The organism is Streptococcus suis (assembly GCF_016743335.1).
Classification (GTDB): domain Bacteria; phylum Bacillota; class Bacilli; order Lactobacillales; family Streptococcaceae; genus Streptococcus; species Streptococcus suis_Y.
The window spans coordinates 1-13,496 of record NZ_WCJE01000015.1; the positions used below are offsets into that span (position 1 = coordinate 1).

Here is a 13,496-nt window from a genome sequence, read left to right on the forward strand (position 1 = left end):
ATTATATTGATGGAGAATTACTCAAGAGGCTGAAGAGGACGGTTTGCTAAATCGTTAGGTCGGGTAACTGGCGCAAGGGTTCGAATCCCTTATTCTCCGTAGTGAACGAGATTATCGCTTGATATTCTCGTTTTATTGTATCTTGGTGAGGGTCTATTATGAATAAATTTTCAAAATTAGTAGTAGTTGTTTCTATCTTTTTATTACTGTCATTTTCTCTTTTGTTTGTGACTTTCTCTAAGGGGTTACAGGTACCATATTTAAATAATATCGTTAGGGTTGTTGTAACGCCAATTCAAGCGGTTATTTCAGTGCCTACTAGATTTTTTTCTGAGCAGAAAGATGTCTTGACAGATTTGATGAACGCTTACGAGGAAAATAAACAATTAAAGGAAGCTATTATGAGCCTTGAAGGGATGGCTGCTGAAAATACTAGCTTGAAAGAAGAGAATGCATCACTTCGTAGCAGTTTAGGTGTGGTATCTGATTTTCCTGAAAAACAACTTATTCCAGGATCAGTTTTGGTGAGGACTCCTTCAGCGTGGTCGGAGCATATTGCAATTAATATTGGTGAGACTAGTGGTGTGACATCTAATGCACTTGTGGTTGCTAATGGTGGATTAGTTGGAATCGTGAGTTCATTGAGTTCAGATTCGGCGGTTGTTACCTTATTTACGAATTCGGATGAATTCACGAAGTTGCCTGTGAAAATTTCTGTTGATTCTAAGGAAATTTATGGTATTTTATCGGGCTATGATGCAGATACAAATAGTTTTATCATTAATCAGTTGAACTCAGCTGATGAAATTGCAGTGGGTAGCAATGTTGTAACGAGTGATTTGGCTGGTGCGACTTCGGCAAATATCCAAATTGGTAAAGTTTTATCGGTTAAATCAAATAGTAACAGTTTAAATAGAGAAGTATATGTTGAGCCGACAGCTAGTTTTTCAAATATTTATTCGGTTTTAGTGGTAGGTCAAACAAATGCGCAATAAAATGATAGAAATATTCATGTTTCCCATCTTGTTCTTTATTTTATTACTTGATGGACAGATTTCAACGTTGGTAACAAATTGGTCGGTCGGATTATTTACTATTTCAAGTCATTTGGTACTTATGTTAGCTATTTTTTATGCTAACTATGTATCTCTTGGTTTTTCATTATTCATATTTACTTTGCTAGGTTTGGTATATGATATTAGTTATCTTAATCTGATTGGTATTGCTACTACAACTCTTCCTTTAGTTTTATATTGCATCTATTTCTTCTTTCAAGGTGCTGTCAGCAGGCGAGGAATTAATATTTTGATTTTACTAGTAGCTATTTTTCAATTTGAATTTATTAGTTATTCATTTGCTCGCATTTTTCATATAACAAACTTGTCTGTGTTTATCTTTGTTTTTAATAAATTACTTCCAAGTCTACTATTCAATTTGGCCTTATTTTTCGTACTACAACCGTTATTTGAGCGTTTGTTTGGAATAACAAACAAGACATAGAAATGTAATAATTGCGTAATATACTTACGCAATTTTTTTGATAAAATGAGAGAGTCAGAAAGTATAGAGGAGTTATGTTCGGATATGAAGAAAAAAATCTTGGCTACAATTATGTTGAGTACAGTTGTTCTATCTAATGCTAATTATGTAGCTGTGATTAGTGCGAATGATGTAGATGGTCAGATTGCAGCAAAAAATCAGCAGATTAGTGAGTTGACAGCACAACAAGCTGAAGCTCAACAACAAGTTGATGCTATTCAAGGACAAGTTGATGCAATTGTTAGTGAACAGGCGAAATTAACAGAAGAAAATACTCGTTTGGAAGCAGAATCGCAGACATTGGCGGCAGATATTGAGCGTTTGTCAGCTGATATTGTGTCACGTGATGGTGCTTTAAAGGAGCAGGCGCGTAGTGCTCAAGTTGATGGCTCTGCTTCAAGCTATATTAATACAATTTTAGATTCAAAATCAATCGTTGATGCTGTTTCTCGTGTTAATGCAATGCGTGAGATTGTTTCAGCTAATAACCGTATGTTGGAACAACAAAAAGCTGATAAGGAAGCAATTGTTGAAAAACAAAAGGCAAACCAAGAGGCAATCACTACTTTGGCAGCTAATCGCCAAAAATTGGAAGATGACGCCCAAGTATTGCAAGTGCGTCAGGCTGAATTGGAAGCTGCTAAGTTAAATTTGGCTGTGCAGAAAGCTACTGCTGAAGATGAGAAAAATTCATTGTTGGCGCAAAAGGCAGCTGCAGAAGAAGCAGCTCGTCAAGCGGCAGCTCGTCAAGCGGAGTATCAAGCACAACAGGCAGCCCTAGCACAGCAACAAGTAGCCTCAGTATCAGCACCAGTCGTGTCAACGCCAGTAGAAACTACAGTGACTGAAACGTTAAGCACACCTACAACGTCTACATCATCAGGTTCAGGTAGTTCAGCGGCAGCAAATAATGCGCGTTATGACGCTTCTTCTTACCCTATCGGTGAATGTACTTGGGGAGTTAAATCACAAGTCTCTTGGGTTGGTCCATACTGGGGTAATGCTAACCAGTGGGTGGCTTCAGCTCGTGCTGAAGGTTTCAGCGTTGGTACAACGCCACAAGTTGGTGCAGTTGCTGTTTGGGTAGGTGGAACGTATGGTCACGTTGCTTTAGTAACAGCAGTTGAAAGTTCTACAAACATCCAGGTTTCTGAATCAAACTATATGGGTCGTCGTTATATTGGTAATCACCGTGGTTGGTTTAATCCTACAACAACATCTGAGGGTGCGGTTTACTATATTTATCCATAATATTTTATCCTTGGTTTATCCAAGGATTTTTTATATTAAAATCTTAATGACACAAACATCTTTCATTTTTGTTTGAAAATTGATTCAAAAAGCGTTAAAATAGTTAAGTAGAAAAATTTAGGAGGCTATCATGGCGTTTACCGACTTAAAGTTGTTTGCACTATCGTCCAATCAACAATTAGCTGAGAAGGTTGCAAAGAAAATTGGTATTCCCTTAGGGAAATCAAGTGTTCGTCAATTTTCAGATGGTGAGATTCAAGTGAATATTGAAGAATCAATTCGTGGTACACATGTATTCATTCTTCAGTCTACTAGCTCTCCAGTGAATGACAATTTAATGGAAATTTTGATTATGGTTGATGCTCTAAAACGTGCATCTGCTGAATCAGTAAACGTTGTAATGCCTTACTATGGCTATGCACGTCAGGATCGTAAAGCTCGTGCTCGTGAGCCAATCACTTCAAAATTAGTTGCCAATATGTTACAAACAGCGGGAGTCAATCGTTTGTTGACAATTGATTTGCATGCTGCGCAGATTCAGGGATTCTTCGATATTCCTGTTGATCATTTGATGGGTGCTCCATTGATTGCGGATTATTTTGAACGTCGTGGTATGGTCGGTGATGGCTATGTGGTTGTATCCCCTGACCATGGTGGTGTGACACGTGCCCGTAAGTTAGCACAGTTCTTGAAGACACCGATTGCTATTATTGATAAACGCCGTAGTGTTGATAAGATGAATACATCAGAAGTGATGAACATTATTGGCGATATTAAGGATAAAACTTGTATCTTGATTGATGATATGATTGATACTGCGGGTACCATCTGTCATGCAGCGGATGCTTTGGCAGATGCAGGGGCAACAGCTGTTTATGCTTCATGTACGCATCCAGTATTGTCAGGGCCTGCTATGGATAACATTAGTAAGTCAGCAATTAAGAAATTGGTTGTTCTTGATACAATTGAAATTGCAGAAGATCGCTTAATTGATAAAATCGAACATATTTCAACGGCAGAATTATTAGCGGAAGCGATTATTCGTATTCATGAAAAACGTCCTTTGTCACCTTTGTTTGAGGCAAGTCGTGTTAAATAGGTATGAGAAGAGTCAAATGACTCTTCTTTTTTACATTTATTTTCAAAATGTATTATAATAGTTTTATATGTTTTTGAGGTGGCAGAATGGATTTATTAAATCGTTTTAATAAGAATTTGAATCGGATTGAGGTTTCGATGATTCGTCAGTTTGATCAGTCTATTTCGGATGTTCCCGGGATTTTGAAACTGACCTTGGGAGAGCCTGATTTTACAACGCCTGATCATGTTAAAGAAGCGGCTAAGGCTGCTATTGATGCTGATCAGAGTTATTATACTGGAATGGCTGGTCTTTTGGAGTTGCGCCAAGCAGCAGCTGAGTTTGTGGCTGAAAAATATAATTTAAACTACAATCCAGAAAATGAAATTCTCTCTACAATCGGTGCGACAGAAGCTCTGTCAGCGAGTTTAGTTGCTATTTTAGAGGCTGGGGATACAGTTCTTCTGCCTGCCCCTGCCTATCCTGGTTATGAACCGATTGTCAATATGGTGGGAGCAGATATCGTTGTAATCGATACGACGGCAAATGATTTTGTTTTGACACCTGAGATGTTGGAAGAGGCGATTATTGAGCAGGGGGAAAAGCTAAAAGCTGTCATTCTCAACTATCCTGCCAATCCAACAGGTGTTACCTACTCACGTGAGCAGATTCAGGCCTTTGCGGATGTCTTGCGTAAGTACCCTGTCTTTGTCCTGTCCGATGAGGTCTATGCGGAGTTGACTTACACTGGTCAGCCTCATACTTCGATTGCGGAGTTTTTGCCAGAACAGACCATTTTGATTCAGGGATTGTCCAAGTCCCATGCTATGACAGGTTGGCGGATTGGCTTGATCATGAGTCAGGCTCCGATTATCGCTCAAATTATCAAGAGCCACCAGTATCTTGTGACAGCGGCGTCAACTGCTATGCAGTATGGTGCGGTTGAAGCCTTGAAAAATGGTAAGGATGACGCTCTTCCGATGCGGGCGGAGTACGTCAAGCGTAGGGATTACATCATCGAGAAGATGACGGACCTAGGCTTTGAGATTATTAAGCCAGACGGTGCTTTCTATATCTTTGCAAAAATACCTGCGGGTTACAATCAAGATTCCTTTAGTTTCTTGCAGGACTTTGCGAGAAAGAAAGCGGTGGCCTTTATTCCAGGAGCGGCCTTCGGTCAGTATGGTGAAGGCTATGTGCGAATTTCCTATGCAGCAAGTATGGAGAAGATTCAAACAGCCATGGCTCGTTTGAAGGAATATCTAGAAGAAAATGGAACGAATTGAAACCAGAGGATTAGTCCTATATAATCGGAATTTTCGAGAAGATGACAAGCTGGTAAAGATTTTTACGGAGAAGGCAGGCAAGCGAATGTTTTTCGTGAAACATGCCTCTAAATCCAAGCTGGTAGCTTCTATCCAGCCTTTGACCTATGCGGATTTTATCGTTAAAATCAATGATGATGGTCTGTCTTATATCGAAGATTTTCATCAGGTACAGCCCTTTAAGAATATTAACGGTGATATTTTCAAGCTTAGCTATGCTACCTACATCTTGGCCTTGGCCGATGCGGCCTTGCAGGACAAGGTCTATGACCCAGCTCTCTTTGCTTTTTTGGTCAAGACCTTGGACTTGATGGAGTCAGGTTTGGACTACGAAGTTCTGACCAATATCTTTGAAATTCAGCTCTTGGGTCGATTTGGGATCAGTCTGAATTTTCACGAGTGTGCTTTTTGTCATCGGGTTGGCTTGCCTTTTGACTATTCCTACAAGTACAGCGGTGTCTTGTGTCCGCAACACTATCAGGAAGATGAGCGACGGGCCTATCTGGATCCCAATGTTCCCTATCTACTTGATCAATTTCAGGCTATTTCCTTTGATGACTTGGAAACCATTTCGATTAAGTCTGAGATGAAGCGAAAATTACGGCTTTTTATTGACCAAGTCTACGAGGAATATGTGGGGATTCACTTGAAATCCAAGAAATTTATAGATGATTTGTCTTCTTGGGGGCAGATTATGAAATCAGAAGAATAAGAACAGCCTTCTCAATGGAGAGGGCTGTTTTGTAGATATTCAGTTAATTCTGTTTGGGCTTGGTGTGGTGTCAGGACAGCTAGGAAGGAGAGGTGGCTACGGAAGCAGACTTGGTAGTCAGGCTCTTCATCAATCAAGATGAGCAGTCCAGTGTCATCTCGCTGGCGAATGGTTTTTGCTACCTTCATTCCATCCCAGAATATGTTTTGAGGGGTATTTATGATAAAATAGTAGTTAATTTGATGGGCGACGGGAAAATCTTCCTTGTGTTTGACTTGGAAGGATCGCCCAAGTTGGTTTAAAATCCTTTCTATCGTGTTTGGATAGAAGAATGGTTTTAGGATATAGATCATGTAGGCTTCTTTCCTTTCTTTGATATATCTTAGTATAGGAGATTTTAGAGTAAATAGGGTGGAGCTGTCATGAACAGTCTTTATTTTGTCATGAATGGGGGATGAGATGTTACGGATTTTTATCTTGGAAGATGATTTTATGCAACAAGCTAGGTTGGAGCAGGCGATTGAGGAAGCTGTAAAAACGAGTGACGTTGCCTATAAGACCTTAGAAGTTTTTGGTAAACCTCAGCAGTTATTAGAGGCTGTGACAGAGACTGGAAATCATCAGCTCTTTTTCCTAGATATTGAGATTAGAGGTGAGGAGAAGAAAGGGATGGAGATTGCACGGGAGATAAGAGCGCGTGATCCGCATGCTGTGATTGTTTTTGTGACGACGCATTCGGAATTTATGCCTTTGACCTATAAATACCGTGTGTCGGCTCTTGATTTTATTGATAAGGGGTTGGATGAGCCTGCCTTTAAGGAAGCGGTGGCAGATGTTCTCCAACATGCTTATAGTCATATCAGTCAGACTGTGAGCGATGATGCTTTTGTTTTCAAGAGTGAGTTTTCTCAGATTCAAGTTCCTTTTTCAGATATTTTGTATTTTGAAACCTCCTCAACGCCTCACAAGGTTGTCTTGACAACCAAGTCAGGTCATACGGAGTTTTATGGCAAGGTGTCAGATATTGCGAAAACAGATGAACGCTTGTACCAGAGCCATCGGGCATATGTGGTCAATCCAGCTAATATTCTTCGTGTGGATGCTGTGGAGCGGATGGTGTATTTTGAACAGGAGGAATCTTGCTTGGTCTCTCGAATGAAACTGAAAGGTTTGCTAGAGAGGGTTGGGAAATGATGGCTATTGGTTTAGTATTTCTAGTGTCCTTCATCGACTGGTTTATCAAGCTTGGAGTTTTTAATCAGTTGAGTCAGCTGAGCTTGAAATGGTGGCGGATATTGGCTCTGTCTGGTCTCTATTCTTTGTTGACCCTTGTTTTTCCAGATATAGTTCTTTACCTAGAACCCTTGTATTTCTTGGTTTATCTCTTGGTGTTTCAGCGGTCTTGGACTTGGTCTCAAGCCTTGTTCTACGGTTTAGCACCTTTTGTCTTAGTTGATTTATTTCAGCGAACCTTTGGGATTTACCAGCTTAAGTGGACAACCTTTCAACTATGGCAGACGAATCTGGAATGGCTTGATATTCTCTTTGTGGTAGTGGTCCTTTTGCTCTTTATTCCTTTTTATCGGACCTTTATCCGTTTGCTGGGAATTGATTTTCAGCACATGAAGAAGGTCTTTGCCTATCCTAAGTTTAAAAAGAGTCTCAAGAACCTAATTTATTCTATGCTCTTCTATGTTGTTGTGGTGCATGCGTTGCTCGTTTTTGGGCAATCAGTAGGCGAAATGGACTTTTCGGTAGCTATTGGCATAGGGGACAGTCAGGTTTATCTAGATTTTATTAAGATTTATTTTGCTTACTTTATCGGTAGTCTCTTTTTCCTTAATACCAAGCTAAAAGAGCAGTTGACTGAGGAATTGCAGGAAGCCAAGGATGCTCAATTATCTTCTTTAGAAGACTACAGTCAGCATGTGGAAAGCCTGTATAAGGACATTAGAAGTTTTCGACATGATTATACCAATATCTTGGTCAGTCTCAATGAAGCTATCAAGCAGGAAGATGTCAGTGAAATCAGGGCTATCTATCAAACGGTTTTAGTAGGGACAGACCAGAAATTTTATCAAGATGCCTATGATATTGGAAATCTAGCTCATCTGGATAATACTGCGATGAAAAGTATTTTATCTGCTAAGCTGATGGAAGCTCAAAGTCGGGGGATTCAGCTTACCGTTGAGATAGAAGAAGCCAGTACCGCTCCAGTAGGAATCGAATTGCTGGATATGGTGACTATCTTATCAATCTTTTTAGACAATGCCATAGAGGCAGCCAGTTTGTCAGCTGAGAAGAGTCTGCTTGTGGCCTATTTTGAAGACCAAGGTGAAAAAATTCTTATCATCGAAAATAGCACAGCAGAAGAACGGATTCAGACAAAATCTATCTTTTCTTATGGGAAATCCAGCAAGGGAGAGGGGCGAGGGATTGGTTTGGCCAATGTGCAGAAAATCCTGTCACACTATCCATCTATTAGACTGGTGACGACTAGTCAGGCTTTTCGATTCCGTCAAGAACTACATGTGCCACATACGGTTAAAACATAATATTTACCGTTCATGACAAATAAACGACCATTCATTAGAGTGGTCATTTTTTATTGCTCTTTTGGGTTATACTTTTCTTGTAAAACAAATCAATACTCTTCGAAAATCAAAATCAGGCGGATTTGATGACTGAAAAGCTCCAGTGGAGGTTTTCAGCCTGTTACTTGAAAATAAGAAAAGTAACAGAGGTCTATCTGCATCATATTGACACGAACGATGTTCGTTCCATCTCCAACCTACAAAGGTTCCCGGAACCTTTGTAGCGAGCCTGATTTTGATTTTCATTGAGTAGTAGTCCTAAGGAGTTAAATTATGAATCTGTTTCCTTCAGTATTTCAATCCGTTTTTAAAAGACGTGATGTGAATATTCTTTTAGCCTTTGCCTTCTTGCCCTTGTTGATATCTAGCTTATCAGGGGTAGGAGAAGCTCGAATCAACATAGATGTGACAAGAAGTTGGCTTTCCTTTATCGTGTCGGCTTTGGATTTGCAATACCAGTTGGTCTTACCTGCCTTAATCATGGGCTTTATCGTATCGTCGGTCTTTCGCGATGAGATTAGTTCTGGAATCCTGTTTCTTTACAAGGATATCAAGAAATCCAGCATTCTTCACGCCAAGTTGCTCAGTCTCTTTGCTGTCTATATGATTTACTTCTTTGGGACGGTTCTTATCGCTAGCCTGACCTATGTCGTTACTATTGTTCCCCAGTATGGTTTCCACTGGCTTCCTGCTCATCAAGCTGCTTATAGCTGGCTCTATATCTTGGCGATAATTGGCATAAATCTGATATTGATCAATCTGGTAGCGGCAGTATCCATCAAGCGAACAACCATAATGGCTGTCTTGTCAGGGGTATTCTTTAACCTCACTGCTCAAATTGCTCCGCTATTAAATGGCTTCCGCTATACTTTTCCACAGACCTATGCGAGCAAGCTGGCTGGACAGTTTCCATTTGGACTTGCCCTTGCTATTAGTCTAGGTTTGATCCTGCTATATTTTGGATTGGCTTATCGTTCGGCACGCAAGAATTTTGAAAAAATTGAATATTAAAAGATACCTAAGAAAGAGAGAAGAACAATGCTTACAATCAAGAACCTATCAAAACAATTTGCTGGAAATGACTTTTACTCATTAAAAGATGTGAGTTTGGAGATTAAAAAAGGTGAAATCGTCGGCCTGATCGGCAAAAACGGAGCTGGAAAATCGACCTTGATGAAATTGATGGCTAAATCTCTCAAGCCGACAACAGGAACCATTACCTATAATGGTGTGGATATTCATACAGCAGATAACTTGCTCAAAGATTTTGGGATTATGATTGACCCTGTTTTCTATCCAGAGATGTCGGTTATTGATAATTTGAAGTTTTACCTGACCTTGCACGGTAGGACAGAGATGTTTCCAAATATTGAAAAGACTCTCAAGCTCTTAGATTTGTGGGAGGCGCGCAACCGTAAACCAAAAGGATTCTCATTTGGTATGAAACAGCGGACGGCCTTGGCTATCGCGATGGTAGCAGAGCCAGACTTCCTTATCTTGGATGAGCCTTTTGTGGGCTTGGACCCTGTCGGTGTCCAACAGTTGATCGATATTCTCAAATCTTGGTCACAGGAACGCAATATCTCTATGTTGATTTCCAGTCACCAGCTTGGCGAGTTGGAGGCTCTCTGTGAGCGTTATGTCTATATCGAAAAAGGTCAGTTGGCAGATGAGTTTGCTGGGCAGTCAGCTCCAAGCGTCTTGGTAGAGGTCAATAGCAGAGCAGATAAGAAAGCTCTCTCTACCTATCTGACAGAAACGATTACTCTGGATGGGGATGTCCTAGAGATTTCTACTCAGGCAAGCAGTGGAGAACTCAATGCTGTCTTAGCCTACCTAGCTAGTCAAAACTTGATCAGCAAGCTTCATGTAAAAGAAAACCACTTGAAAGAAATTTTTAGTCGAGGTGAATAGTATGTTAGCAATTTTTAAACCTGTTTTTGCCAGTGTTTGGAAGAGGAAGGAAACCAAGATTTTCCTTGCCTTTGCCTTCCTCTTTCCGACCATTTTTCTGGCTTCAACCTTTTTACCAAAAGGTTCCAACTTTATGGTACCACATGTGCCGAATGGCTATCTTTTATCATTCGTTGCTCTAACTAGTGTAATCTTTCAATCTGCTTATAGCTTTGTTCTCCCGATTTTAGCCCTTTTTTATCTAACTTATACGGTCTTCAAGGGTGAGGCAGATAGCCATACCATGTTTCTCTATAAGGATATCAAGCGTCAGGACATCTTTTGGGCCAAGGTCTTGAGTCTGGTGACGATTGTCCTCATCTATACAGGAATCTTTCTATTGGTGATGGTAGTTTATTACTACACACGTATTGGTCATTTGGACTATGCGACCTTGACTTTCTGGGATTATTTGAATGCGACAGAAAATGCAGGATTTGCACAAAGTATCCTTGGTGTTATGCTAGATATGTTGGTCTGTGTCTTACTGGCTGCTTGTGTTTCCTTGTACTCAGGGGTCGGAGCGACTATGGCAGTTGCCTTTGGTTACTCACTTGGGTCAAGTATTTTAGGTGTATTTGGTTTGGCTAGTTTCTTTCCAACTGGTAACATTGATACCTTGTATGAAGGAGCAAGCCTGTTTTCAACACTAGGAACATCTGTTTTGGTTACTTTGGTTTATTCTACGGTATTAGCCTATCTGACCTTAAAGTATTTTAAAAAGATGGAATTTTAAGATATTATCCCTTTTCTTGCGAGAGAAGGGGATTTTTGTTTTGCTCTGCTATTTTCAATATCGTCATTTAGTTTTTCTTTTATTACTTCGTTAACTCGCCTTGCCTAACTCCAGTTATGCCTGCGGCTCGTTGCCTAGTACTAAAAGTAAACTAAAAGACTATAATAGGAAAAAAGTTAAAATCGTGCTATAATATCTCTAAGACTAAAGTGAAGGAACTAGATAGATGAAACGTATTGCAGTAGATGCTATGGGTGGGGACCACGCCCCTCAGGCAGTGGTAGAAGGTGTCAATCAAGCCTTGGCTGCCTTTCCAGATATTGAGATTCAACTTTATGGTGATGAGGCTAAAATCAAGCAGTATTTGACAGCAACAGAGCGAGTCAGCATCGTCCATACGACGGAGAAAATCAATTCAGATGATGAGCCAGTTAAGGCCATTCGTCGGAAGAAAGAGGCTTCTATGGTTCTAGCGACCAAGGCTGTCAAGGATGGTCAAGCAGATGCGGTCTTGTCGGCAGGAAATACAGGTGCTCTTTTGGCGGCAGGCGTCTTTGTCGTCGGTCGCATCAAGAACATCGACCGTCCTGGTCTTATGTCTACCTTGCCGACTATGGACGGTAAGGGATTTGATATGATGGACTTGGGGGCAAATGCTGAAAATACAGCTCATCACCTCTATCAGTATGGTATTCTTGGTTCATTTTACGCGGAGCATGTGCGTGGTGTCAAACAACCTCGTGTGGGACTTTTGAACAATGGTACGGAAGATACCAAGGGAACGCCAGTTCACCAAGAGGCCTATAAACTCTTGGCGGAAGACAAGTCGATTAACTTTATTGGCAATGTGGAAGCGCGTGAGTTGCTTAACAGCGTGGCGGATGTGGTCGTGACGGATGGTTTCACGGGAAACGCTGTGCTGAAAACCATTGAGGGGACTGCAAAATCCATCGTTGGCCAGTTGACGGGCTCTATCAAAAATGGCGGTCTGCGTGCTAAATTGGGTGGTTTGTTAGTCAAGCCAACTCTTAAAAAGGCATTGGGGGCTATGGATTATAAAACAGCAGGTGGTGCTGTCTTGCTTGGTCTGAAAGCTCCTGTCATCAAGGCGCACGGCTCTAGCGATGCCCAGTCGATTTTCTATACCATTAAGCAGACACGTTCTATCTTGGAGGCTGGTATTGTCGAAAAATCGGTGGAGAAATTTTCAGTAGTGGAGGACAGCCATGACTAGAGAGCAGGTCTATCAGCGGGTTGTTGAATTGATTCAAGATGAAAAGGGAGAAGATTTTCAAGTTCAACCTGAATCTACTTTGGCAGATAATATCGCAGCGGATTCGGTGGAAATCATGGAATTTGTTTTGACTTTGGAAGACGAGTTTGGTGTCGATATTCCTGATGCGGCTATTGAGCGATTTGAAACCTTGTCTGATATTGTGGATTTTATTTATGAAGAATTACAGAAACGTTCGTAGTTTACGGGCGTTTTTCTTTATTTTTTTAAAAAATACCGTCAAATGCTTTTTTACACGAATGTTATGTGATAGAATAAACGAAAAGACTAGAATATTTTATGAAAGGCGAACATTTTAATGAAAACAGACCTTCTCTATTCAGGAAAAGCCAAAGACATCTACGCTACGGCTGACAGCGACCAGATTGTTGCAGTTTACAAGGACCAGGCAACGGCTTTTAATGGTGGCAAGAAAGAACAGATTACTGGCAAGGGGCGACTCAATAATCTGATTTCATCTTTGATTTTTGAAAAGTTGAATGAAGCTGGAGTCAAGACGCATTTTATCAAGCGTTTGTCGGATACGGAGCAGTTGAATAAGAAGGTGGAGATTATTCCTCTTGAGGTTGTTTTGCGAAATGTGACAGCTGGGTCTTTCTCAAAACGCTTCGGTGTGGAGGAAGGGATAGTCTTACCTACTCCTATCGTGGAATTTTACTATAAAAAAGATGAGTTGGACGATCCTTTTATCAACGATGAACACATTGCCTTTCTAGAACTGGCTAGTCAGGATCAAATCGCCTATATCAAGGAAGAAACACGTCGTATCAATAGTTTCTTGAAAGACTTGTTTGCTCAGATTGGGCTAACTTTGGTGGACTTCAAACTAGAATTTGGGATTGACTCTTCTGGTCAGATTTTATTGGCGGATGAGTTTTCTCCGGATAATTGTCGTTTGTGGGATGCGGATGGCAACCATCTGGACAAGGATGTTTTTCGTCGGGGGCTCGGGGAATTGACCGAGGTTTACGAGGTCGTATTGGCAAAATTACAGGAAGTGAAATAAGGATTGGA

At 40.7% G+C, this 13,496-nt stretch carries 15 protein-coding genes and 1 tRNA gene; 15 read left to right on the forward strand and 1 reads right to left on the reverse strand.

The genetic code is table 11. From position 1 onward, the window contains the following. Positions 1-11 precede the first annotated feature (11 nt). The 7 genes from F9856_RS05810 to recO all read left to right on the forward strand — a co-directional run bounded on the left by F9856_RS05810 (position 12) and on the right by recO (position 5,905). Positions 12-99: transfer RNA gene (locus F9856_RS05810), tRNA-Ser, on the forward strand. 59 nt (positions 100-158) lie between these two features. After that, positions 159-995, forward strand: coding sequence for a rod shape-determining protein MreC (mreC, locus tag F9856_RS05815; protein ID WP_202106026.1), 837 nt, complete (start codon positions 159-161; stop codon positions 993-995). After that, on the forward strand, positions 985-1,500 hold the full coding sequence (mreD, locus tag F9856_RS05820; protein ID WP_004195373.1) for a rod shape-determining protein MreD: 516 nt from the start codon (positions 985-987) through the stop codon (positions 1,498-1,500). Before mreC ends, mreD begins: the two co-directional genes overlap by 11 nt. Before the next feature lie 84 nt (positions 1,501-1,584). Then, the gene (pcsB, locus tag F9856_RS05825; RefSeq protein WP_202106027.1) at positions 1,585-2,790 is read left to right on the forward strand and encodes a peptidoglycan hydrolase PcsB; all 1,206 of its coding nucleotides are present in this window, start codon (positions 1,585-1,587) and stop codon (positions 2,788-2,790) included. A gap of 130 nt (positions 2,791-2,920) precedes the next feature. Then, on the forward strand, positions 2,921-3,889 hold the full coding sequence (locus F9856_RS05830) for a ribose-phosphate diphosphokinase (RefSeq protein WP_024376872.1): 969 nt from the start codon (positions 2,921-2,923) through the stop codon (positions 3,887-3,889). An 86-nt stretch (positions 3,890-3,975) separates the two neighbouring features. Beyond that, positions 3,976-5,154, forward strand: coding sequence for a pyridoxal phosphate-dependent aminotransferase (locus F9856_RS05835; RefSeq protein WP_202106028.1), 1,179 nt, complete (start codon positions 3,976-3,978; stop codon positions 5,152-5,154). After that, on the forward strand, positions 5,141-5,905 hold the full coding sequence (gene recO, locus F9856_RS05840; protein ID WP_202106029.1) for a DNA repair protein RecO: 765 nt from the start codon (positions 5,141-5,143) through the stop codon (positions 5,903-5,905). Before F9856_RS05835 ends, recO begins: the two co-directional genes overlap by 14 nt. 11 nt (positions 5,906-5,916) lie before the next feature. Here recO and F9856_RS05845 read toward each other — a convergent pair whose 3' ends face one another. Further along, a complete protein-coding gene (locus F9856_RS05845; RefSeq protein ID WP_202106030.1) occupies positions 5,917-6,258 on the reverse strand; it encodes a hypothetical protein in 342 nt (113 codons plus the stop codon). 106 nt (positions 6,259-6,364) lie between these two features. Here F9856_RS05845 and F9856_RS05850 point away from each other — a divergent pair, with 106 nt between their 5' ends. The 8 genes from F9856_RS05850 to purC all read left to right on the forward strand — a co-directional run bounded on the left by F9856_RS05850 (position 6,365) and on the right by purC (position 13,488). Next, positions 6,365-7,099 (forward strand): response regulator transcription factor, encoded by a 735-nt coding sequence (locus tag F9856_RS05850; protein WP_105256573.1) that lies wholly within the window; start codon positions 6,365-6,367, stop codon positions 7,097-7,099. Beyond that, positions 7,096-8,460, forward strand: coding sequence for a sensor histidine kinase (locus tag F9856_RS05855; protein ID WP_202106031.1), 1,365 nt, complete (start codon positions 7,096-7,098; stop codon positions 8,458-8,460). Before F9856_RS05850 ends, F9856_RS05855 begins: the two co-directional genes overlap by 4 nt. Positions 8,461-8,772: 312 nt before the next feature. Beyond that, positions 8,773-9,510 (forward strand): hypothetical protein, encoded by a 738-nt coding sequence (locus F9856_RS05860; protein ID WP_202106032.1) that lies wholly within the window; start codon positions 8,773-8,775, stop codon positions 9,508-9,510. A gap of 27 nt (positions 9,511-9,537) precedes the next feature. Further along, complete coding sequence (locus F9856_RS05865; RefSeq protein WP_202106033.1) at positions 9,538-10,413, forward strand: ABC transporter ATP-binding protein; 876 nt, start codon at positions 9,538-9,540, stop codon at positions 10,411-10,413. Between the two features lies 1 nt (position 10,414). Further along, positions 10,415-11,188 carry a hypothetical protein gene (locus F9856_RS05870; protein ID WP_024379946.1) on the forward strand — a complete coding sequence of 258 codons (774 nt, stop codon included), beginning with the start codon at positions 10,415-10,417 and terminating at the stop codon, positions 11,186-11,188. A gap of 226 nt (positions 11,189-11,414) precedes the next feature. After that, complete coding sequence (gene plsX, locus F9856_RS05875) at positions 11,415-12,422, forward strand: phosphate acyltransferase PlsX (protein WP_024399255.1); 1,008 nt, start codon at positions 11,415-11,417, stop codon at positions 12,420-12,422. Further along, entirely contained in the window at positions 12,415-12,663 is a 249-nt protein-coding gene (locus F9856_RS05880; RefSeq protein ID WP_105096691.1) for a phosphopantetheine-binding protein, read from the forward strand. The genes plsX and F9856_RS05880 overlap by 8 nt, the downstream gene beginning before the upstream one ends. Positions 12,664-12,780: 117 nt before the next feature. Continuing rightward, positions 12,781-13,488, forward strand: a complete 708-nt coding sequence (gene purC, locus F9856_RS05885) for a phosphoribosylaminoimidazolesuccinocarboxamide synthase (protein WP_202106034.1) — start codon at positions 12,781-12,783, stop codon at positions 13,486-13,488. Positions 13,489-13,496: the final 8 nt, after the last annotated feature.